The 24,517-nt window shown below is 52.8% G+C and carries 14 protein-coding genes; 10 read left to right on the forward strand and 4 right to left on the reverse strand.

Features of this window, described 5'->3' with window-relative positions; translation table 11 throughout:
- Positions 1 to 76 precede the first annotated feature (76 nt).
- The 7 genes from QET40_RS05995 (at position 77) to QET40_RS06025 (ending at position 14,123) form a co-directional block, all read left to right on the forward strand.
- Positions 77 to 2,179 (forward strand): glutamine synthetase III, encoded by a 2,103-nt coding sequence (locus QET40_RS05995; RefSeq protein ID WP_280126266.1) that lies wholly within the window; start codon positions 77 to 79, stop codon positions 2,177 to 2,179.
- Between the two features lie 76 nt (positions 2,180 to 2,255).
- Positions 2,256 to 6,785 (forward strand): glutamate synthase large subunit, encoded by a 4,530-nt coding sequence (gene gltB, locus QET40_RS06000; protein WP_280126267.1) that lies wholly within the window; start codon positions 2,256 to 2,258, stop codon positions 6,783 to 6,785.
- A gap of 21 nt (positions 6,786 to 6,806) precedes the next feature.
- Positions 6,807 to 8,357, forward strand: a complete 1,551-nt coding sequence (locus QET40_RS06005) for a sigma 54-interacting transcriptional regulator (protein WP_280126268.1) — start codon at positions 6,807 to 6,809, stop codon at positions 8,355 to 8,357.
- 4 nt (positions 8,358 to 8,361) lie between these two features.
- Positions 8,362 to 9,585 (forward strand): hypothetical protein, encoded by a 1,224-nt coding sequence (locus QET40_RS06010; protein ID WP_280126269.1) that lies wholly within the window; start codon positions 8,362 to 8,364, stop codon positions 9,583 to 9,585.
- A 50-nt stretch (positions 9,586 to 9,635) separates the two neighbouring features.
- Complete coding sequence (locus QET40_RS06015; RefSeq protein WP_280126270.1) at positions 9,636 to 12,554, forward strand: beta-glucosidase; 2,919 nt, start codon at positions 9,636 to 9,638, stop codon at positions 12,552 to 12,554.
- Between the two features lie 64 nt (positions 12,555 to 12,618).
- Positions 12,619 to 13,788: a metabolite traffic protein EboE gene (gene eboE / locus QET40_RS06020; RefSeq protein ID WP_280126271.1), complete on the forward strand. Its 1,170-nt coding sequence runs from the start codon at positions 12,619 to 12,621 to the stop codon at positions 13,786 to 13,788.
- Between the two features lie 68 nt (positions 13,789 to 13,856).
- The gene (locus QET40_RS06025) at positions 13,857 to 14,123 is read left to right on the forward strand and encodes an HU family DNA-binding protein (protein ID WP_280126272.1); all 267 of its coding nucleotides are present in this window, start codon (positions 13,857 to 13,859) and stop codon (positions 14,121 to 14,123) included.
- 100 nt (positions 14,124 to 14,223) lie between these two features.
- On the opposite strand, the gene bla is transcribed toward QET40_RS06025, so the two are convergent.
- Positions 14,224 to 15,177, reverse strand: coding sequence for a class A beta-lactamase (bla, locus tag QET40_RS06030; RefSeq protein WP_280126273.1), 954 nt, complete (start codon positions 15,175 to 15,177; stop codon positions 14,224 to 14,226).
- Between the two features lie 129 nt (positions 15,178 to 15,306).
- The gene (locus QET40_RS06035) at positions 15,307 to 16,473 is read right to left on the reverse strand and encodes a dicarboxylate/amino acid:cation symporter (RefSeq protein ID WP_280126274.1); all 1,167 of its coding nucleotides are present in this window, start codon (positions 16,471 to 16,473) and stop codon (positions 15,307 to 15,309) included.
- 228 nt (positions 16,474 to 16,701) lie between these two features.
- On the opposite strand from QET40_RS06035, the gene QET40_RS06040 reads away from it, so the two are divergent.
- A complete protein-coding gene (locus tag QET40_RS06040; protein WP_345783057.1) occupies positions 16,702 to 17,469 on the forward strand; it encodes a sulfide-dependent adenosine diphosphate thiazole synthase in 768 nt (255 codons plus the stop codon).
- Between the two features lie 78 nt (positions 17,470 to 17,547).
- Here the strand turns inward: QET40_RS06040 and thiE are convergent, their stop codons facing one another.
- Entirely contained in the window at positions 17,548 to 18,180 is a 633-nt protein-coding gene (gene thiE / locus QET40_RS06045) for a thiamine phosphate synthase (protein ID WP_280126276.1), read from the reverse strand.
- Positions 18,164 to 18,988: a hydroxyethylthiazole kinase gene (thiM, locus tag QET40_RS06050; protein WP_280126277.1), complete on the reverse strand. Its 825-nt coding sequence runs from the start codon at positions 18,986 to 18,988 to the stop codon at positions 18,164 to 18,166. The genes thiE and thiM overlap by 17 nt, the downstream gene beginning before the upstream one ends.
- Positions 18,989 to 19,128: 140 nt before the next feature.
- On the opposite strand from thiM, the gene galB reads away from it, so the two are divergent.
- Positions 19,129 to 22,140, forward strand: a complete 3,012-nt coding sequence (gene galB, locus QET40_RS06055) for a beta-galactosidase GalB (protein ID WP_280126278.1) — start codon at positions 19,129 to 19,131, stop codon at positions 22,138 to 22,140.
- Positions 22,141 to 22,360: 220 nt separating this feature from the next.
- Positions 22,361 to 24,475 carry a glutamine synthetase III gene (locus QET40_RS06060; protein WP_280126279.1) on the forward strand — a complete coding sequence of 705 codons (2,115 nt, stop codon included), beginning with the start codon at positions 22,361 to 22,363 and terminating at the stop codon, positions 24,473 to 24,475.
- The last annotated feature ends 42 nt before the right edge of the window (positions 24,476 to 24,517 follow it).

Genomic DNA, 24,517 nt, shown 5'->3' on the forward strand with positions numbered 1-24,517 from the left:
GTTGGCATGGTATTTGCAAATAAAAAGGCGTCCGGACAAGAAACCGGAACACTAATTCAGGAACACAATCCCCACTATGAATATGGAATCAATCCCTGCACATCCCGCCTCCGGTTTATCCCGAATTGAAGAAATCTACGGGAAAGACGTCTTCGGCCTCAGCACAATGAAGCGTTACCTCTCCCGGGATGTGTACAAGAATCTGCTCAATACGATCAAGAAAGGAAGCAAGCTGGATTCCAGCATCGCCGACGAAGTTGCCGAAGCCATGAAGCAATGGGCTATCAGTAACGGAGCAACCCATTATACGCACTGGTTCCAGCCATTGAATGACGCGACGGCCGAAAAGCACGAGGCCTTTTTGGAAATGGACGGAGGAATGGCCTCTCTTGAGTTCTCGGGTAAGAGCCTGATCCAAGGAGAACCGGATGCATCGAGTTTTCCCTCCGGTGGCCTTCGCGCTACATTTGAAGCTCGCGGCTACACAGCCTGGGATCCCACCAGTCCCGCCTTTATTAAAAGGACCAACGGAAGTGCAACTCTGTGCATTCCGACCGCATTTTGTTCATACACGGGACAGGCTCTCGACAAGAAGACCCCCCTGCTCCGTTCCATGAAAGCCGTTACCGGGCAAGCCCAGCGCATTCTAGCCTGCTTTGGAGAAAAACCGGATATCGTGGTCAATTCCAGTCTCGGTGCGGAACAGGAATACTTCCTTGTGGATCTTAAACTCTACACTCAAAGACCGGACCTGATCATGTGCGGACGAACCATTTTCGGCAATGTTCCTCCCAAGCACCAGCAGATGGAAGACCACTACTTCGCCAGCATTAAGGAACGTATCCTGGAGTTCATGTCGGAAGTAGACGAATCCCTGTGGCGTCTCGGCATTCCGGCTAAAACACGCCACAATGAAGTCGCTCCGGCACAATTTGAAATCGCTCCTATCTTCGAGGGAATCAACTTGGCTGTGGATCATAACATGCAGCTCATGGAAGTTCTCAGCAAAACAGCGACCAAGCACGGCTTTGCATGCCTCTTCCATGAAAAGCCCTTCGACGGCATCAACGGATCCGGCAAACACAACAACTGGTCCCTGGGTGCCCCCGGATTCGGCAGTTTACTCAACCCTGGCAAAAGCCCGCATGAAAATGCCATCTTCCTTACTTTCCTGTGCGCCGTGATTGAAGCAGTGGACAAACATGCCGATCTTCTGAGAGCTTCCGTCGCTAAGGCAGGCAACGATCACCGCCTCGGTGCCAACGAAGCCCCCCCCGCTATTATCTCCATTTATTTGGGCGATCTGCTGGACGAGATCATCAATCAGATCGAACAAGGACAGACGGTGGCATCCCGCCAAAGCGGAGTCATGAAAATCGGAGTCGATTCCCTGCCCGAGTTCCCTCTGGATACATCGGATCGCAACCGCACAAGCCCGTTTGCCTTTACCGGCAACAAGTTTGAGTTCCGCGCCGTCGGTTCCTCTCAAACCTGTGCCTGGCCGATGACCGTATTGAACTTGATTGTTGCGGAAGCTCTTGATCGCATTGCTTCCATTCTGGAACCTGTTGCCGGCAAACCCGAATTCCGCAGTACACTGCAGGAAACACTCCGGGACATCGTGAAGAAGCACAAGAGAATCATCTTCAACGGAAACGGATACAGTGACGAATGGATCAAGGAAGCGGAACGCCGCGGCTTGCCCCACCTTCGTACAACCCCGGAGGCCCTGGCCATTTTGGAACTGCCGGAAACAGTGAAACTTTTCAGCGATTACGGAGTCATGTCTCCCTCCGAATTGCATGCCCGGTACGAAACCCAAATGGAAATCTACGGTAAGGAACTGGACATTGAGGCAAAAACAGCAGCGGAAATGGTGCGTACACTCTACATCCCGGCTGTTTCCAAGTACCTCTGCCAGTTACACAAGACTATCGCTTCCATGTCCGCGAACCATGTGTCCGCCGGAAGCGAATGCCTGGCCGGCATTGCCGCCAGCATCGGCAAACTCTGCGATGATCTGCCTGCCCAGCTGGCAGCGCTGGAACATTGCGACTCATTCGAAAGCCAAAAATCGGCAATGGCCACTCTGCGATTCACCATCGACAGCCTGGAAGCGCTAACCGACCATTCCGTCTGGCCCGTGCCGACATACGCCCAATTACTCTATATCCGATAACCATCAACATCACTGTCGGCCCGCCTGCTCGTCCCTTTCCCGGCTGTATGCGGGTCGACCGTACCCCACCAGCCACATGCAATTCAGTTCATACCTCCCCCAACCACAAGGACTTTACCATCCTCAACACGAGCACGACGCTTGCGGCGTCGGCATGGTCTGCGATATTAAAGGCCGAGCTTCGCATGACATCGTCCTCAAAGGCATGACCGTGCTGGAACGCCTCCTGCATCGCGGGGCCGCCGGCAGCGATCCGGACACCGGAGACGGTGCCGGCATCCTCATTCAGCTCCCTCATGCGTTCCTTGAGGCCAGTTGTCCCGACATATCTTTCCCAGAGCCGGGGTGCTACGGTGCCGCCTGTGTTTTTCTACCCACAGATGACTCTCTGGCAAGCAGATGCATGAAAATCGCAGAAGATTGTATTCTCAAGGACGGATTCCGTCTCCTGGGATGGAGAACCGTCCCCGTCAATCTGGATGCCATTGGTGTCCAAGCTCGTCTTTCGGCTCCATCGATCCGCCAATTTTTCATCGTCCCCGGTAACGAACAACTCCGGGGGGAAGATCTGGAACGATCTCTTTATATTCTCCGCCGCACAATAGAGCGAGCCATGGACGAGGCTCTGCCGGAACTGGGAGACAGGTTTTATATTGCCAGTCTTTCGGCCCGAACCCTCATCTACAAGGGGCTTTTGAAGGCTCCTCAGCTTCCCCGGTTTTACCAGGATTTAACGGATCCCAGGCTTGTTTCCGCAGTAGCCGTCGTCCACCAGAGATATTCGACTAATACATTCCCTTCCTGGCCCCTGGCACATCCTTTCCACATGCTTGCACACAACGGGGAGGTTAACACAATCAAGGGCAATATCAATCAGATGAATTCCCGGGAAAACTTTTTGTCCTCCCCCCTGTTCGGGGAAAACATTTCCCGCATTCTGCCTGTCATACGTTCCGGGCAAAGCGATTCCGCCTGTCTTGACAATGTTCTGGAATTGCTTGTCCGAGCCGGTCGCAGCCTGCCTCACGCCATGATGATGCTGATTCCCCAGGCTTGGGGAAGCCGTCATTTCATGAGTGAAGACGTCAGAGGATTTTTCGATTTCCACGCCGGTATCATGGAACCATGGGACGGTCCGGCTGCCGTTTGCTTTACGGATGGACTGGGCGCCGGGGCCATGGTGGATCGCAACGGTCTGAGGCCGGTGCGCTACACGGTTACAAGTGACGGATTGCTTGTTCTGGCATCCGAAGCCGGCGTTCTGGACCAGGAGCCGGCTCTGGTGATCAACCGCGGATGCCTGCATCCCGGACAAATGCTCTGGGTCGACTTTGCTGCCGGACGCATTGCATATGACAGCGAGATCAAAACCCATGTTTCTCGCCTCCAGCCCTATCGTCGCTGGTGCGAGGAAAACCGTATCCATGTCCACGGATTTTTCGATTCCGTTATGGCACCTACCGTCAACCGTGAACTTCTGCCCAGTCGCCACGCTCTATTCGGCTACACGAAGGAAGATTTGGAACTTATCCTCTCCCCCATGGCAAAAACGGGCGTCGATCCCATCGGTTCCATGGGTAACGATACGCCTCTGGCAGTCATGTCGGAACGCCCCCAACTGCTATTCAACTATTTTAAGCAATTGTTCGCGCAGGTTACCAATCCTCCGATTGACCCGATCAGGGAAGAACTTGTCATGTCGCTCACCACCTTCATCGGCAACCCACCCAACATCCTGGAGGAAACTCCCGCCATGGCGCGATTGATCAAACTGGATCGTCCCATCCTGACATCCGGAGATCTGGACCGCCTCCGAGAGTGCAAGGAACCGGATTTTCGTTCTCTCACCCTGGAGCTTTCATTCGATGCCTCGGCTCCCGACTCTTTGGAAACAGGTCTGGACGATCTTTGTGCACGGGCGGAAAAAGCAGTGCGCACAGGGTATTCCATTCTCATCCTCTCCGACCGCAATCTGCCGCCGGACAAAGCTCCCATACCATCGCTTCTGGCAGTATCCGCCGTCAACGCCCACCTCGTCAATCTGGGACTTCGTACGGGATCCGGCCTAATTGTCGATACCGGAGAAGCTCGTGAAACGATGCATTTTGCTCTGTTGCTTGGGTACGGTGCCACGGCTATTTGCCCCTATCTCGCCATAGAGACAATTACGAAATTGTGGCAGGACGGAGCACTGGGAGAATCCATTTCCGAAGCCCGGGCGCTTACCAATTACATCAAGGCCCTGGACAAGGGATTGCTTAAAATCATGAGCAAAATGGGAATTTCCACTTTGCGCAGCTACCGGAGGGCTCAGGTTTTTGAAGCTATCGGCCTGGATCGTTCGATGGTGGATCGCTACTTCGCCGGAACTGAATCCCGAGTCGGCGGAATAGGGTTAAAGGAAGTGGGACGAGAAACGCTCATGCGCTACGAAGCATCCCGCCAAGAACATATCGAACTGGAAAACGCCGGAATCTACAAGTACCGTAAGGGAGGAGAAAAACACCTCTGGACATCCGAACTCATCGGACTTTTCCAGCGTGCCGTCAGGAATGCCGACTACGGCAAATTCAAGGAATTTACCGCGAAAATGGACGATGCTTCGCAGAACCTTTGCACTTTGCGCGGATTGTTCCGGTTCAAGGAGACGACGCCAGTCCCACTTGAAGAAGTGGAATCTGCTCTCCAAATTGTCAAAAGATTCGTCAGCGGCGCCATGTCTCTGGGTGCTATCTCCCGGGAAGCACACGAGAGTATCGCCATTGCCATGAACCGCCTCGGCAGCATGTCCAACTCCGGCGAGGGCGGAGAAGATCCAGCCCGCTACATCCCCCTGGAAAACGGGGATTCCCTCTGCTCCGCCATCAAGCAGGTTGCTTCGGGCCGATTCGGCGTGACGGCAGAGTACCTGGCACACGCCAAGGAGATACAAATCAAAATTGCCCAGGGAGCCAAGCCGGGAGAAGGAGGTCAACTTCCCGGAGGAAAAGTGAATGAAGAAATTGCCCGCGTGCGTCATTCCACGCCCGGAGTAACCTTGATTTCTCCCCCGCCTCACCACGACATTTATTCCATCGAAGACCTGGCTCAATTGATCTACGACCTGAAGAATGCCAATCCGGAAGCCCGGATATCGGTCAAGCTGGTCTCCGAAGTCGGCGTAGGAACAGTTGCGGCAGGCGTCGCCAAGGGTGGGGCTGACATGGTGCTGGTTTCCGGTCATGACGGAGGCACGGGAGCTTCTCCCCTGACATCAATCATGCATGCAGGCCTCCCTTGGGAGCTGGGACTTGCAGAAACCCAGCAAACTCTTGTCCTGAACAATCTGAGGGGTTCCGTCCGCCTGCAGACGGACGGTCAGCTCAAGACGGGGCGCGACGTGATCATTGCCACTCTTCTGGGAGCGGAAGAGTACGGTTTTGCTACGTCGGTTTTGATCGCCATGGGGTGTGTCCTCATGCGCGTTTGTCAAAAGAATAGCTGCCCGGTCGGTGTGGCCACCCAAGATCCGGAACTCCGCAAAAAATTCCGTGGAAAGCCCGAATATATTGTCCACTTCCTCATGTTTGTTGCAGAAGAAGTCCGGGAATACCTGGCTCGGCTCGGATTCCGTTCCATCGATGAAGCTGTAGGAAGAACAGACCTGCTGGACATCAATCCGGCCATTGAGTATTGGAAGACGAGGAATCTCGATTTCTCGTCCATTCTGTCTCCCGTTGCCAATCAGTCAGGACATCCCGTTCGTTTCACAACGCCGCACGACCACGGAGTCGAACGTTTCTTCGACGGCAAATTCATGGAATTTACCCGTCCGGCACTGGAGTCGGGCCGCCCGGTAGAAGCCGCTTTCCCGGTAGCCAACACGGATCGTTCCGTCGGGACCATGTTGTCCGGCAAAGTCGCCCTGGCTTACGGTCATGAAGGATTGCCGGATGATACTGTCCGTCTCCATTTCCGCGGTACGGCAGGACAATCGTTCGGAGCTTTTCTGGCTCACGGAGTTACCTTGACCCTGACAGGGGAAGCCAACGACTACCTGGGTAAAGGGCTTTCCGGAGGCAGAATCATCGTCCGCCCCTTTGAAGCGGCTACCTATTCTCTGGAAGATAACATCATTGCGGGGAATGTCCTGTTGTATGGAGCAATCAACGGTACGGTATTTATCAATGGTGCAGTCGGTGAACGTTTCGCCGTCCGCAATTCCGGGGCAACAACAGTCGTCGAGGGTACAGGCAATCATTGCTGCGAGTACATGACGGGCGGTACAGTCGTTGTCCTCGGACCGACGGGGGTTAACTTCGGGGCAGGCATGAGTGGCGGTTTTGCCTATGTGCTGGACGAAGACGGTTCATTCGACCGCCGCTGCAACCTATCCACTATTGACCTGGAACCGGTCAAAGCACCGGAGGATGTGGCACGCCTGCATTCCCTGATTGAGGAACATGCGGAACTAACCGGTTCCCCTCTGGCCCGCCGTATCCTGGAATCATGGGATGACGTATTGCCAAAGTTCGTCAAGGTGTTTCCGATGGAATACCGGCGGGTTTTGAGTACAATGAATGCACAGGAAGTCCCTGCCCCTCAATCCGTCCACATTCGGCATTAATCTCCAGTCACTCATTCCACTATGACGCCCCATCCTACGCTTGCCGGAAACAGCACCGAACTGGAAATCCTGCTGGAAATTTCCAAACTCCTCGTCCGGCGCAATCATATGGATGAACTCTGGGATAAAATTCTGGAGGTACTCAGGGGAAGGCTGCCCATCACACGGGCAGCCCTTACCCTCCGCCATAGCCACGAACTTGTCATTGAAGCTTCGTTCGGATTGACGGATTTGGCCCGTTCGCTCGGCAAATACAGAATTGGGGAAGGTGTAACGGGGAGGGTCGCCCAGTCGGGAAAACCGGAGGTCATTCCCGACACGACAACCGACCATACCTTCCTCAATCGAACGCGCATCAGGAAGGAAGACCAACCGGAATCTTTCCTCTGCGTCCCCATCATCCATGACGAAGTCGTCATTGGTACATTCTCGATCGATTACCCTCAGCAAAGCCCGGAAGAACTGGATAAACTCCTGAACCTGATGATTGTCCTGGCGAACATTATGGCCGATGCCGTGGAGGCATTCCGTGCCGAAGTCGAAGAACGCGAGCACTTGCAAACGGAAAACGACCGTCTGCGTCAACAACTCGGGCGCCAGACCCGCCTGCCGGGACTCATCGGCAATTCATCTCCCATGCGGGAGATTCAGTTGCAGATCATCCAGGTAGCCCGTTCTTCTGCAACAGTCCTGATTCGTGGAGAATCCGGTACGGGCAAGGAACTGATCGCCCAATCCATTCACTACAATTCCGACAGGAAACAGGGACCGTTTATTGCCGTCAACTGTGCGGCTCTACCCGAAAACCTGGTAGAATCCGAATTGTTCGGCCATGAAAAAGGGGCTTTCACCGGAGCCCACAAAATGAGGAAAGGACGGTTCGAAGCCGCTTCGGGAGGAACGCTCTTTCTTGATGAAATCGGGGATATCTCACCCGGGGTACAGGTCAAACTCCTCCGCGTGCTTCAGGAACGAATTTTTGAACGAGTCGGCGCCCAGGAACCAATCCGTACAAATGTCCGCGTCATCGCTGCCACAAGCCGCAATCTGGAAGAAAAAATGCAGGAAGGCAGCTTCCGGGAAGACTTGTTCTACCGGTTAAACGTTTTCCCCATCATCGTACCTCCACTGCGATCGAGAAAATCGGATATCGTTTCCCTGGCCGACTACTTCCTTGGCAAGTACAATGCCTCGTACAACAAGAATATCCTCCGTATCTCTACGCCGGCAATCAATATGCTCATGTCTTACCACTGGCCGGGTAATGTCCGTGAGCTGGAGAACGTTATCGAACGGGCTGTTCTTGTTTCCGACAATGGAGTTATCAATTCCTTCGACCTCCCTCCATCCCTCCAAACCGCCATTGCCACCAATACATCCATAAGCACGATCCCGGGGACTTCGACCGGGATGGACGCCCAGATAGCTTCCTTTGAAACGGAAATCATCACAGACGCCTTGAAACGCAATCAGGGGAATGTGGCGGCATCGGCTCGCGACCTGCAAACCACAATCCGTAAGCTCCATTATAAAATCAACAAGCTCGGAATCACGCCTCCTTCCTACAAGTAGCCTCATGAAAATCGGCATCATCCAACCCTATGTAACGCCAGGAGATTTTCCCCGGAATGTCCGGGCTATCATCGAAGCCTACCGTGCATGCCTGGACGATGGGGCCGACTTGGTCGCCGCCCCTGCCATGAGTTTGAGTGGGCCTGAACCTGAAGGGCTGCTGCATCGATCCGCTTATGCGAGGGAACACGAAGACGCGCTTCGTTACATGGCTTTGGAAATGGGGAAAGTGCCTCTCATCATGGGATCAGTGGAAGGACTGGATGGTGCGGGACATCCATCCCGCCGGTTTTATGTACTGACGCAGGACTCCGTCTCGAAACTGGATGAATTCCCCGGAGTCATCGATGTCAATAATATCGGGGTATGTCTTGTCAATGGACGGGAATCTCTGGAAGAAATTTCTTCCCGGGTACATGCCGAACTTATCCTCTATTTTCCGGAAGCCCCATGGAGCATGGAACAGACTGTAAATATGGTCGAGGCAGCGCGCCGGACGGCCACGGGATTCCATCTCCCAGTCGGTGTTATCCGACATGCCGGAGGACGTGGCGAAACCGTCGATGCGGGATCCTCTTTCCTGATAGATGGTGACGGCAGGGTGTGCGGCGTTTTGGCCCCGTTTCTTCCCGATGAACGCGTTGTCAATACGATCAAACCAGGGAAACATTCATTCCCTGGTGCCGGGACTGCTCTAAATTTAGCCATTAAGGCCGGTATTCGCGATTTCATTTCCAAAGGCGGCTATGCCGGAGCCGTACTCATGCACGCCGATACTCCGGAGTTCCGCTTGCTGGAATCCCTGGTTACCGAGGCCCAGGGAGAATCCCCCTGTATCTGGGAATCTGCCCCGGATTTGGAGAATCCTTTGAACCGTGCGGAAACCGCCAATCTTCTGCTGCTTTCCCCGTGCCATAAAAACGCTCTGTTTCATGGAGCCAGGCCCGAAGCTCATTATCTGCCTTTTGGTGATTTGTTTGGTAGTGATCTGAAAGGCGGACGTCCGGGACATTTCCGCAGAGGTTCCGAAGATGACATCCTGCATAGCCTGGTTGACCTCCACCGTTCCGGGACTGATCTGATCACGGAAGGGTACTCGGAGATCGATGTCCGCAGTTGTCAGAGAGCTGTGGAACGTTCCGCCTGGTCCCGGAGGCAATCTCCCCCCCTCCTTCATTTATACGGGATGCCGGTACCCTGTCCTCTTCTGCACCGGTTTTCCGATTAAAACGGTTTTTTCCTGATAGCTTTCCTCTTGGCCTTACGTATAATGTGAGCATGTATTTCTTCTCTCGTTTCGATGTTTTCAAACACGTAATATCCCGTCCTGTACTGGGAAGCCTTTGCTCCGCTCTGATTTGTTTCCCTATTGTGTACGCCGCCCCTCAGGATGACGGCAAGGGTCCCGACGGCCCCGTCTATTCTCCAGGAACCCATTCCATGTACAAAGATGGTTGGATAGACTTCAATAAAAACGGGAAGAAGGATGTTTACGAAGATCCCCTTGCCAAGATTGACGACAGAATCGAAGACCTCCTCTCCCAGATGACTCTGGAAGAAAAAACCTGCCAGATGGTCACCCTCTACGGTTATCGGCGAGTTCTGCCGGATGCTCTCCCTAAACCGGAATGGAAAAACAAGATTTGGAAGGATGGCATGGGAGCCATTGACGAACACTTGAACGGGTTCATCCAGTGGGGACTCCCTCCGTCGGACAATCCCAATGTCTGGCCCGCATCCCGCCATGCATGGGCCCTCAACGAAGTCCAGAAGTTCTTTATAGAAGACACGCGCCTGGGCATCCCCACCGATTTTACCAACGAAGGTATTCGCGGCGTGGAAAGCTATATGGCCACCAATTTCCCCACCCAGCTCGGCATCGGCCATACATGGAACCGACGACTCGTCCGTAAAATCGGTGAAATCACCGGACGGGAAGGACGCCTTCTCGGCTATACCAACGTATATGCCCCGATTCTCGATGTAGGACGCGACCAGCGCTGGGGACGCTACGAAGAAGTATATGGCGAAAGCCCGTACCTCGTCGGAGAACTCGGTGTGGAAATGGCCAAAGGGATGCAGAAAGACTATCAGGTTGCCGCCACGGCCAAGCATTACATTGCTTACAGCAATAACAAGGGGGCGAGAGAAGGCATGTCCCGCGTTGATCCACAAATGTCACCCCGCGAAGTCGAACTGATCCACGTATATCCCTGGCGGAAGGTTATTGGCAAAGCCGGTCTCCTTGGAGCTATGAGCTCCTATAACGACTACGACGGAGAACCGATCCAGAGCAGCAAGTACTGGCTCACGGACCGCCTCCGCAAGGATTTCGGATTTAAAGGTTACGTCGTTTCCGACAGCGATGCCGTCGAATATCTCTATCAGAAGCACAAAACCGCGTTGGACATGAAAGACGCTGTCCGGCAAAGCGTCGATGCCGGGTTGAACATTCGCTGTACTTTCCGGTCTCCGGATTCTTATGTCCTGCCCCTTCGCGAACTCGTGCGTGAAGGAGGATTGAGCATGGAAACCATCGATGAACGCGTCCGCGACATTCTCCGCGTCAAATTCCTCGTCGGCCTTTTCGACCATCCCTACCAAACCGATCTGGCCGCAGCCGACAAGGAAGTCAATTCCGAAGAAAACCAACAGGTCGCTTTGCAGGCTTCCCGGGAAGCCATCGTTCTGCTCAAGAACAAGGACAAAACTCTGCCTCTCGACGCAAACAAACTCAAGAAGGTGGCCGTTATCGGACCGAATGCCGATGAAAAGGCTTTTGCCCTGACTCACTACGGTCCTTTGGCCGTGGAAGTAACCACTGTGCTCGACGGGGTGAAAAAAAAGCTCGAAGGAAAAGCTGAAGTTGCCTACTCCAAGGGGTGCGATCTTGTGGACGCTCGTTGGCCCGAATCGGAAATCGTCCGCATGCCGCTAACAGCCGATGAACAGAGAGACATCGACCAGGCCGTCGAAACCGCCAAGGACAGCGACGTTATCATCGCCGTACTTGGAGGAGGTCCCCGCACATGCGGCGAGAACAAATCCCGCTCTTCCCTGGATCTTCCCGGAAGACAGGAAGATCTCCTGCGCGCTCTGCACGCTACCGGCAAGCCCGTCGTCCTCGTGCTGATCAATGGCCGACCCTTGAGCATTAACTGGGCCGACCAAAACGTGCCCGCTATCGTCGAAGCATGGTATCCCGGTTCTCAGGGGGGGACGGCGATCAGCGACGTCCTCTTCGGGGACTACAACCCGGGCGGTAAACTGACCGTCACTTTCCCGAAGACCACCGGGCAAATTCCGTTCAACTTCCCCTCCCGGCTGGCTTCACAAGTCAACGGAGGAGGCACTCCCGGTCAGAGGGGTAACCAGTCCCGTGTCAATGGTCCCCTTTATCCGTTCGGACACGGTCTGAGCTACACGAGTTTCAAGTACTCCGACCTGAAGATCGAACCCCGGGTCGTGACGCCCAATCAGAAAGTCAAAGTCAGCTTTACCCTCAAAAATACAGGAGACCGTGAAGGGGATGAAGTCGTCCAATTGTACACGCGCGACATCATTTCCTCCATCTCCGGTTATGAAAAGCTCTTGAATGGTTTTGACAGAATCCCTCTGAAGCCAGGTGAATCGAAGCGTGTCGAACTGGAATTGGATCCGCAGGATCTGGCCCTCATCAATGCCCACCGCGAACGTGTCGTTGAACCCGGAGACTTCGAAATCATGATCGGCGAATCCTCTGTCAAAACGAAGTTGAAAGGTACTCTGACGGTCATTGACGCCAATGACCGTCAGGCTCTCTCCCGCCAGCAAAACAAGCCGGAAGGCAAACTCCTCTCCAATATTCTTTCCGCTTCGACCGGACAGAATCTTGCTTCCCGAGCCGTTGACGGAGACAAGACCACATCCTGGCCGGCCAGTGCAGGCGATTATCTGACCCTGTCACTCAAGGAAGGTTCCCAGCCCCGTGAAATTCAGGTAACATGGGGGAAAGGCAGCAAGGCCGATTTCATCATCCAGGTTTCGTCAGGAGGAGGGCAGTTCCTCGATGTCGTGAGCGATACCATCCAATGTGACGCACCCGAAACGAAAACTTACAAATTGAAAGGTACGACGGCCAGCGACGCCCGCATTCTAATATCCCGGGGCAAGGCAGGCATTGCCAATGTGTCCGTTGCCGGATTTGAAGTGAAATAAATTCATCCCGCCCGTCAGCCGTAAATGACCGGTTGGCGGGCGCTTTTCTTTTCCATTTCCTGGCATGATTTCCTACTGTACAAACATTTATCCTGCCGAATCCTGGCAAGAGACTTTTGCTTCTCTGGAAGCCGGGATACCCTCTATTCGCCATTATCTGGAAGAATGGAAATCTCCTGCCCTAAACGCCCCCTTGGGCATCGGGCTCCGGTTGTCGGCTAAAGCGGCGACCGATTTATTGACATTTCCTGGGGAAATAGAACGTCTCAAGCTCTGGCTTTCCGAATGGGATGCCGTCGTCCAAACAATCAACGGATTTCCCTATGGCAACTTTCACGAAGGCCGTATCAAGGAGCTCGTCTTCAAACCGGACTGGACGACATACGAACGGTTCGAGTACACGGAAAAGTTATTGAATATTCTGGCACGGATTTCCCCGCAAGAATACATACCTTTGACAGTCAGCACCCTGCCTGGATCTCACAAATATTTCCATGCCGATGAAGAACGCATGTTTGCCTATCTGGATTCCTTGTGCGGCTTGATGAACCGCATTCATCAGGAAACCGGCAAAATTCTAACAGTCGGTCTGGAACCGGAACCTATGGGACATTTCGACGATACCTACGGAACCATCCGATTTTTCCATCGTTTGCAGAGTGTTTCCCGCAGGCCGGAATTGATTCAAAAGCATCTGGGCGTTACCTACGACACATGCCACTTCGCCGTCATGGGAGAATCCCCGGACTTCTCTCTCTTTGCCTGGAATGAATACGATATTCCCGTTGTCAAGATTCAGTTTTCCAACGCTTTGGAACTCAATGTTTCTTCACCAGGAGATCTATCCATTCTCCTTCCCTATGCAGAGCAAACCTATTTCCATCAAACAAGTATCCTGTTACCTGATGACAATACCCCCATGCTCTTTGCCGATTTGCCTGAAGCCTTGGAGTGGGCCAACCGGCATCCGGAAGTGCTTCATGGTTCCCGATTCCGTATTCATTACCATATTCCCCTCGGAGCCACCCCGGAAGCGCCGTTGGAAAATACGCACGAGCTAAATCTTGCCGTAGTAGAATATCTCAGAAGTCATCCTCATTTTCGGCCTGTCCTTGAAGTAGAAACCTATACATGGAATGTTCTGCCTCCGACTTTAAAACAGGATATTTCACGCCAAATTGCTTCTGAAATTGACACAATGCAACGTCTTATCGATAAATATCCCTTTCTTTGAAAAACAGGGCGTATTACAGTTTATCCTCTTGCGCAGAATAAATCACCCATGATAACTTCTTCACTGATATGAACAAAGCAGAGCTTATTGAAGAAGTGCGCAACCAGCTGGGCTGTGACGGTAGTTGCAAAGCCCGGGCGGCTGTAGCAGCCGTGTTGGGCAGTATCGAAGAAGCCCTCAAAACGGACGGTTCTGTCCAATTGATCGGTTTCGGAACATTTGCCATCAAGGAACGCCCCGCTCGTCAAGGCCGCAATCCAAAAACGGGAGAAGCGATAACGATTCCCGCCGCCAAGATTGTAACATTCAAGGCATCCAAGAGTCTTCTTGACTGATTTGTCTTTCTAGATTTCCTTTATTTCATTATCTTGAAAGGCTGTCTGGATTCAGGCAGCCTTTTGAATTTCTCCAGGACACGTATAATCGTCCATGATTCTACGAACGCGATAATTCCCTGTAGAACAGGAATGCAAGCTCGGCCATGGCATGTTCGATTTCCTTGGGATCTTCTTTGCAATCAGAGACGAATATGCTGATAAACAGGTTCCCTCCTTCGGACAATCTGATAACACCGGCATCGTTCAATGCACTGACAACTCCTTCGGGAGAGATATCCGAAGTTCCTGTCTTATGAGCAACAACCGTTTCCTTAGGCAATTTCCCCTTGAGACGGCCCGCTCCGGTTACGGTCTGTTCCAGAACATCCTTGAGAAAGCGGGTTGATTCCTTTCCGAGCATTTTTCCGGAATTCCAGGAACGAAATAAAATGTTCATCGCCAGCGGGGTTGAGGAATTGGCGTATTGGAGTTTATTATCGCGATGCATCTCTTCTTCCGTTGAACAAATGCGAATGTCTGCGATTCCTTTGTTCCGGAGGTAATTTTGGACGGATTCGACGCCTCCGACCAGACGAAACAGGATATCGCAGGCATTGTTATCACTCTCCGCTACAGAGTAACGGATCAGCTCCTTTAAGGGAATGGTTCCTCCCTGAGGATACTTTTCCCTCATAGGACTCCAGGTATTGGAGTGGATTTCATCCGGACTCACAAGGATAGGATCATCCAATTTCATGCTGCCTTGATCGACAAGATTTAAAACAGCAAGGGCCAGAGGAAACTTGAAGACGCTTTGCATCGGAAAAGCTTCTCCGGAAAGATGACTGTATAACAGCTGGTCGTCCAGTTCGACAGCAATTCCAACACGTCCTTTCAGCGATTGGACAATAGCGTCTGCACGACGGAGCGTTTCCGGGCTGCAGACGGTGGGGCCCGATTGCCCTTTCCGGGCAACTGATACATTCTGCTGAGGGTGCGACCATCCCGGCAAAGGAGAAAATCCTAAGATCGAGGCGATAACAATGGAGGGAAAAAGGGATTCCGTCGACATAATGGATTCTTCCCTACCATGATCAGGGCATAGGAAAAACCGTAAAGTCCGTATGCAGAATAAAATCCTGAGGAGGACTATAATAACTATATTTAATTATATAGTTAAACTATCTCAATATGCTCTTTTTTATTGCTTTGCTCTTTCATTTTTAGGAGAGACAAGAATTGACAACGCTCCATCTCCAGTGACATTGCAGGCTGTACCGAAACTATCCTGAGCAATGTAGAGAGCAATCATGAGGGCGCATTGAGCATCGCTGAAATGCAACATGGATTGCAAAATTCCGAGAGCTGAAAGGACAGCACCGCCGGGAGCCCCCGGGGCGGCTACCATCACGATTCCGAGGACGAGGATAAACGGCAGAAATGCGTCAAAAGAGGCGGGCACATGGTGGTTCGTCAGGAACATGAGGGCCAGTGAACACGTTGAAATTGTGATGGCGGAACCCGACAAGTGGATGTTGGCGCAAAGCGGGATCGTAAAGTCGGCAACGTGAGGAGGTACTCCCGCTTTTTTGGCTTGGCGCAAGGTGACGGGAATTGTTGCTGCGGACGACATGGTACCCAAAGCCGTCAGGTAGGCAGGAAACATGGTCGCTAGAATCTTCCAGGGAGGTTTTCCACTTTTAATTCCGGCAAGCGTATACAGAACGCTGAGCCATAGAAAGTGGAGGCATACTGCCAGGCAAAGAACGGAAAAAAAGGTACCGAGCATCCGTACGGCCTGCCCTTCTGCCGCAAGTTTGGCGAATTCTCCGGCGATATAAAAAGGCAGCAAGGGAATCACCACGCTTCCCAGAAAGAGTTCAACCACACTTTTCCCTTCATCGGCAAATGATTTGATGGAAACCAGTTTAAGCTTCTGGATAGAAAGTCCGAATACGAACGAAAGAGCGAGAGCCGTCATAACTCCCATTAAAGGCGGGATTTCCAATGTAAGAAAAGGAGCAAATGCTCTCTGTCCGGCAGGCACTGGAGGAAGTTCCTGCCCCACAAGGGAGGGAATCAATGGCGAGGCTATCCAAAAAGCCATGGATACTGCCAAAACGGTTGAGAAATAGGAAATGCCGACCGTTTTCCCCAACATTTTTCCCGCCTGGTCCGGCAAAGAGGAAATTCCCGAGGTAATAAAAAAGAAGACGATCAAGGGAATAACGAAAACAATCAGCTCGTTGATCATTGTTTGTACTGTCACCATCAGCCGCACCAGCCATTCGGCTCCCATTCCCGGAGCAAAACTGCCTATGACCATGCCCAGCAAGATACCGGCCACAATTTTCAGGATAAGTCTCATGGTGAACTTGTATGCCAAGTGTCTGATTCTGTAAATCTGTAAAATAGAACCTGGCATGTGATGCGAAAAATCGTTTGGAGAAAACATGTTCCTCCCGTTTTCGCAGCAGTTCGTTTTTACTATGGCAGACATTGCTGTTCCCAAGAAGGTATTCCTATTTACAATCCTTCGCATGGCATGAAACCGACTCATGGTTCTCATCCCCAGTCCCAATTACCATCTATCACCATGGAAAAACTCGTATCCTGCGGAATTATCGATTCCTACTTCGACAAGCTGAAAAGCAATCTGGAACTTGATGCAGCCATCGTCGGAGGAGGACCATCCGGCATTGTTGCAGCCTACTATCTGGCCAAAGCCGGGAAAAAAGTCGCTCTCTTCGACCGCAAACTCGCCCCCGGCGGCGGTATGTGGGGCGGGGCCATGATGTTCAACGACATTATCATTCAGGAAGAAGCCCTTTCGATCGTTGACGACCTGGAAATCGGCTACAAGAAATACGCGGAAAACGCCTATGTCATCGATTCCGTGCATGCGACATCCGCCCTGCTTTACCAGGCGACAAAAGCCGGAGCTACCATCTTCAATTGCTATTCCGTGGAAGACGTCGTTTTCAAGAACGACCGTGTCTCCGGCGTGGTCGTCAACTGGACTCCCGTGCTTCTTCAGCATATGCACGTCGACCCTCTGACGATTCTGGCCAAAGCTGTCCTCGACGGAACCGGGCACGATTGCGAAATCGCCTCCACTGTCGCCCGCAAAAATGGGATCAAGCTGGACACTCCCACGGGAGGAGTCGTTGGTGAAAAATCTCTTTCCGTCGAAGAAGGAGAACGGACGACGATTGAAAATACCAAGGAAATCTATCCCGGGCTGTTTGTCTCCGGCATGGCAGCCAACGGCGTCAGCGGCAGTTTCCGCATGGGTCCCATTTTCGGAGGCATGCTCATGTCCGGAAAGAAGGTGTCGGAATTGATGATAAAATCAATGGAGTAATACCCGAAGGTCCCCCGACGGGATCGTTTGATTTATTCCCTGTGTTTCCTCCGTGAAGCACAGGGAAGTTTTTTGAAATTATTTCAATTCACGGAACATCCTTGCCAGAGAGGATGCAGCCCCGACTATATCCTGCCGGGCAACAATGGCGGAAACAACGGCAATTCCGTCAATGCCGATGCCGTGAAACAAAGGAAGCGTCGCAGCATTGATTCCTCCGATAACCACCAAAGGAACAGAGACAGCTTCCCTGATCCGCACCAGCTCCTCCATACTTACAAGTGCGGCGTCATTCTTCGTCCCGGTAGTAAACATCGCCCCTACGCCCAAGTAATCCGCCCCGGCGCATACGGCTTCCAAAGCCTCCTCCCGGTTGGTGACGGACACTCCGACTAAGGCATCCGTTCCCATAATCCGTCTTACCGCTCCAGCGGGTAAATCCTTCTGCCCGACATGCACCCCGGAGGCTTCAACTGCCAGGGCTATATCTACACGGTCATTGATAATAAGCGGGACGCCATGGGCATCCGTGATCGATTTCACGCGGCAAGCCAGATCGTAAAATTCGCGGGACGAACAATCCTTTTCCCTCAATTGGACAACCGTGCATCCTCCGGAAACGGCTTGTTCAACGCATGCCTCAAGAGAGTTCGATGACATCAGGCTGCGATCCGTACAAAGATAGAGGGAATAATCAGGAGAAATTTTCATGAAATCTTGCCCATTGCTCCATTGTACTTTGCTCCATGATGCTCAAGGCATCCATGAGCGCTGTACGGAATGATCCGGTGCCCTTATCCCCCGTCCGTTCCCAGGCAAGTTCTCCGGCAATTCCCATGGCAGCCGTTCCGGCCAGGGCAGCCAGCAGCATGTCATCCGTTGCTCCGGCACAGGTACCGACCAATGCGGAAGCCATGCAACCGGTTCCCGTCACACGGGCCATCATCGGATGACCGTTGGCAATGCCAATCGTTTTCCTTCCATCCGTAATCACATCAATGGCTCCTGTCATCGCGACGGAGCAATTCCACATTCCTGCCGCTGTCCGGGCTATGGCAGACGAATTTGCTCCGGCTTCGGTTTCTCCGGAATCTACACCGCGAGTTACGGCCTTCAACCCTGCGATAAACGAAATCTCGGACAAGTTACCTCGCACAACCGCCATCTTAACCTCCTGCAGAAGCATTCGTGCGGTCTCGTTGCGCAAGGATGTCGCCCCGGCACCAACAGGATCGAATACCACGGGGATCCCCCGTTCATTCGCCCGTTTACCGGCTGCGACCATTGAGTCGATTGTCCGCCTGTTCAACGTCCCCATATTCAATACCAAAGAAGAAGCCATCCCGGCCATCTCTACGGCATCTTCGAATTCATCGGCCATCACGGGAGCACCGCCCAAGGCGAGCACCGCATTGGCAACGTCATTCACAGTCACATAGTTTGTGATATGGTGGACGAGCGGTTTATTGTCCCGTACATCGTCGATCAATTTTCCGGCTTTGCTGGCGTCAAGGTCCATAATTTCCTTTATCTCCTACCCCGGATGTGCAGATTCCACAAGTCTATTCCCTGCCTTCGGTTTATAATCCGGACGGGTGAATGAAACCCCAGGGTTTCCTTTTTTATATTATAGAAAACCTTGCCTCAAGGTCGTCTTTTATGATACAGCAGTTGGTGATGCAGTTCTCCCTATCCCATATTGCCCTGTGCATGACAGCCCTGTGCGTATCCCAGGCTTTCGCAGCACCCGTAGATGCAACACAAACGGAAACACTGGATTTCGGATGGAAATTCGCTCGTTTCGGCAAAATGCCTGACGGTACGGTCAAGCAAGAGCCGGGCAAGTCGGCTTCCATGCTGATTGCCGATAGCGAAGAATCAGGCAATCCTGCCTCCAACGCCATGGACGGAGACCGCAGTACCCGCTGGTGCGCGGCAGACAACAAATCCGGTCACAATCTGACGATTGACATGGGGCGTGCAGTCTCTCCCCAAGAAGTAAAAATCATCTGGGAAAAACAAGCCAAACATCTTTTCACTCTGGAGGGATCCACCGACGGACGCAGTTGGAAAAAGCTGGCTGAAGTCTCTTCCGGTGACAATCAAACCCAGGAGGATTCAGCAAAGATTAGCGGCACCTATCGTTACTACAAGCTGACAGTTAAAGGCAACGGAGGAGCCAACTGGGCCAGCGTCCGGGAGATTTCCCTGCTTGACGAGAAAGATCAACCGCTCTTGCCCAAGGTATCGGGCAATAACGCGGACAAAGATCACCCGAAGTCTATTTCTTTCAATGACAGCCAGTGGCGTTCCCTGAACCTGCCGCATGACTGGGGTATTGAAGGGCCCTTCCGCATGGAACTGGAAAACGAAACCGGAAAGCTTCCCTGGGTCGGTATTGGCTGGTACAGGAAAACGCTTGATATTCCGGCCAAGACTTCCGGCAATCGCTTTTATCTTGATTTCGACGGAGTCATGTCTCGTCCGAAGATTTATGTCAACGGAGAACTCGCCGGGGAATGGAAGTACGGCTATTCTTCCTTCCGCGTCGATATTACTCCGTATATCCGTGTCGGACAAAGAAATACGATTGCCGTCCGGGTAGACAATCCACCCCATTCATCGCGCTGGTACCCCGGCGGCGGCATTTACAGGCATGTCTGGCTGAACATTTCCAATCCGGTTCATATCGATCAATGGGGTGTCTTTGTTAAAACGCCCGAAGTGAGAAAGGAATTGGCACAGGTCGATGTGGAAACTTCCGTTGTCAACCAAACGGATGCAGTCGTAACCCCTGTCGTCAAAGAGGAAATTCTTCAGGGAAGCGACGTTGTTGCCTCCCAGGAAACCGAAGGAGCCCCAATTTCTCCCGGGAAAAAGGGATCGGTAGCAACCCGATTGGAAGTCAAAAATCCCGCATTGTGGACCATGAAATCTCCGCACATGTACACCATCCGTACAACGGTTATGGTAGATGGCAAGCAAGTGGACGAACGCACCACGGACTTCGGTATCCGTACGGTGGAATGGAAACCGGACGGCTTCTACTTGAACGGCGACAAAATCAAGCTCAAAGGCGTTTGCCAGCATGGAGACCTCGGGCCTCTCGGTACTGCCGTGCACAAGGCCGGCTACGAACGCCAGGTCCGTATCCTCAAAGAAATGGGCGTCAACTCCATCCGAACAAGCCACAACCCGCCAGCCCCGGAATTGCTGGAAGCCTGCGACCGGAACGGCGTCGTTGTAATCGACGAGCTTTTCGATATGTGGCATGAACCCAAAAAAGGACAGGACTACCACAACTACTTTGACGAATGGCACGAACGCGATCTCATCAACTTCGTCCACCGTGACCGCAACCACCCCTCTGTCGTCCTGTGGAGCAGCGGTAACGAAATTTCCGAACAGCATACGGCAGACGGACCGAAGTATTCCCAAATGCTCACGGATCTTTTCCACAGGGAAGACCCGACCCGCCTCGTTACCGCCGGTTGCAATGTCGAAGCTGCAGCCCGCAACGGCTTCGGTGACACGGTAGACGTGTACGGGTTCAATTACAAACCGTGGGCTTATAACAAATTCAGCAAAGACCGTCCGAACCAGCCCGTGTACGGCAGCGAAACGGCCTCCTGTGTCAGTACACGCGGGGAATATTTCTTCCCAGTACCGGAGAATTGGGACAAGAACAAAGGCTTTTACAACTTCCAGGTCAGTTCCTATGACTTGTTTGCGCCGGGTTGGGCCTATCGTCCCGACGTAGAATTCGCCGCTCAGGAAGATAGCCCGACCTCAGCCGGAGAATACGTCTGGACAGGATTCGATTATCTGGGTGAACCGACTCCCTATAATCTCGACCAAACCAACGCAGCCAACTTCACCGATGAAAAGGAACGGGAAGCCTACATGAAGCTTCTTAAGGAAATGGGCAACAAGGCTCCTTCCCGCAGTTCCTACTTTGGCATCGTGGATCTTTGCGGCTTTCCCAAGGATCGCTTCTACATCTATCAAGCCCATTGGCGCCCGGAACTTCCTGTCGCCCACATCCTGCCCCACTGGAACTGGCCGGAACGCAAGGGACTTGTCACTCCCGTCCATGTATACACCAGCGGAGATGAAGCGGAACTCTTCCTTAATGGCAAATCCCTCGGAGTCCGTAAAAAAGGCAAGGGTGAAAAGGACCGTTACCGCCTCGTCTGGAATGATGTTGTCTACCAGCCCGGAGAACTCAAGGTTGTCGCCCGCAAAGACGGTAAGGAATGGGCGCAGGAAACCGTCCGCACCACCGGGGAACCGGCCTCGATCAGAGTTCGTCCGGAAACCGACAGTATCGTCGGCGACGGAAGAGATCTTGCCTATATCACGATTTCCCTGCGTGACAAAAATGGTCTTATCGTGCCGACTGCCAACAACGAACTCGCGGTTAAAGTGACGGGAGCCGCCGACATTGCAGGCATCTGCAACGGAGACCCTACCGACTTCACCGTCATGTCCAACCCGAATAACAGTTCCATTATGAAAATCAAAGCCTTTCACGGACTGGCCCAGGTCATCCTGCGTTCCAAACGGGGACAGAGCGGCAAAGCCATCCTCCAGGTCATCTCCAAAGGACTCAAGCCTTCGCAAACCGAAGTAATTGTCCGGGAGGCAACTCCCGAACAATTAAAGAAATAGCCGACTACGCTATGAAACAAGGGAAAAACGACTCTTCGTCCGCTTTTTCCCTCTCTCTCCACTTTGTCCGGTTCCGTCCACAATATGCGGAACCGGACAAAGTTTTTTTCTCCCTCACAGGAAAATCCTGACAAAGACAAGAGCCATCAGTCTATCTTGAGCCTTGCGTTACCAGACGGATATGTTATTTTTCCGCCGTCTTCCAAGGCCTTCCCTTCACATGAAAACCGTTCTTCCCTCCCCGCTGGAAAATGCCTCGCAACTCATCTCGTCCATTTACGGTCAAGACGTTTTCAACCTGAAAACAATGAGGAACTACCTCTCCAAGGATGTTTATAAAAAGCTCCTTGCTACGATCAGGAAAGGCCACAAGCTTGATCCCGACATTGCCGACGATGTCGCTGTCGCCATGAAGCAGTGGGCTCTTGAAAAAGGGGCCAGCCACTACACGCATTGGTTCCAGCCGTTAAACGGTTCCACAGCCGGCAAGCACGATTCCTTTGTAGAAGTGGACAATGAAGGCAACCTGGAACTATCCTTCTCCGGCAAGAACCTCGTCCAAGGCGAACCGGATGCCTCCAGTTTTCCCTCCGGCGGTCTCCGCGCCACCTTTGAAGCCCGCGGCTATACGGCATGGGATCCTACCAGCCCCGCTTTTATCAAACGTACCGGACACGGGGCGACATTGTGCATTCCCACGGCTTTCTGTTCCTACAAAGGAGAAGCGCTAGACAAGAAGACGCCCCTTCTCCGTTCGATGAAAGCCGTTGCCCTTCAAACGCAGCGCTTGCTTGCCTGTTTCGGGGAATCTCCCGATATCCGCGTAACGCCCGACCTCGGCGCCGAACAGGAATACTTCTTGGTTGACAAGAAACTCTTCAGCAAGCGTCCCGACCTGATGATGTGCGGGAGAACACTCTTCGGCACCATCCCTCCCAAGCACCAGCAAATGGAGGACCACTATTTTGCAGCTATTGAAGATCGCGTTTTGGAATTTATGGTCGATGTGGATGAAGCTCTTTGGAAGCTTGGCATCCCAGCCAAAACCCGGCACAATGAAGTAGCTCCCTGCCAGTTCGAAATCGCCCCGATCTTTGAAAGCCTCAACCTGGCCGTAGACCACAACATGTTGCTCATGGAAGTCCTTCGCCGGACTGCCAACAAGCACGGTCTCGTCTGCCTGCTTCACGAAAAACCGTTTGACGGAGTCAACGGTTCCGGCAAGCACAACAATTGGTCTCTCGGAGCACCCGGTTTCGGCAGTCTCTTCAACCCGGGCAAGAGCCCTCACGAAAATGCTATTTTCCTGACGCTTCTCTGCTGTATCATTATGGCCGTCGACAAGCATGCCGACATCCTCCTGGCTTCCGTGGCCAAAGCGGGTAACGAACATCGTCTTGGGGCTAACGAAGCTCCGCCAGCCATTATCTCCATCTATCTGGGGGATCTCCTGGACGAAATTATCAAGCAGATCGAAAACGGAGGTTCCGGTTCCGCCCGCAAGAAGGGAGTCATGAATATCGGAGTCGATTCCCTTCCCGACCTTCCCCTGGACACCTCGGACCGTAACCGTACAAGTCCATTTGCCTTCACCGGCAACAAGTTCGAGTTCCGGGCCGTCGGTTCCTCCCAGACATGTGCCTGGCCCATGACTGTTCTCAATACCATCATGGCCGAAGCCCTGGACGAAGTCACCACGATTCTGGAACCCGTGGCCGGAAAACCCGAATTCCATGAAGTCCTCCAGAAAACCCTCCGGAACATCATCAAGCGTCACAAACGCATTCTCTTCAGCGGAGACGGATACTGCAAGGAATGGGTCAAGGAAGCGGAACGCCGCGGCCTGTACAACCGTCCCGGAGCTCTTGAAGCCCTGGCCGCTCTGGAAGAAGAAAAAGCCGTTTCCCTTTTCGACAAGTACCAGGTCATGTCCCCCAGCGAATTGCATGCCCGCTACGAAGTTCAGATGGAAATCTACCTCAAGGAATTGTGCATCGAAACGGAAACGGCCATCCTCATGGCTGAAACCATGTACATGCCGGCTGTCGCAAAACAGCTTTCCGAACTGGCCGACACCATTGTCCGCCTCAAAAAAGCCGGACTCACAGCCGGACTCAATACTGCAATCGAACGTGCATCCCGTATCGGAGAACTCTACGATTCCATCCCCGGATGGGTTCAATCTCTCCGGGAAGCCCGCAAAGCCAAAGACACGGACGCCATGAAATTCGGCATGAGTGCCCTGCGCAAAGCAATCGACTCTCTGGAAATAATCACGGATTCTCAACTCTGGCCTGTTCCGACTTATTCCGAGCTTCTCTTCCTGCAGCGTTAAGAGGCTTTCCAAAATAACTTAAAGGCAGGGCCGTCCCGAATT

This window comes from Akkermansia sp. N21169, from assembly GCF_029854675.1.
In the GTDB taxonomy this organism is placed as follows: domain Bacteria; phylum Verrucomicrobiota; class Verrucomicrobiia; order Verrucomicrobiales; family Akkermansiaceae; genus Akkermansia.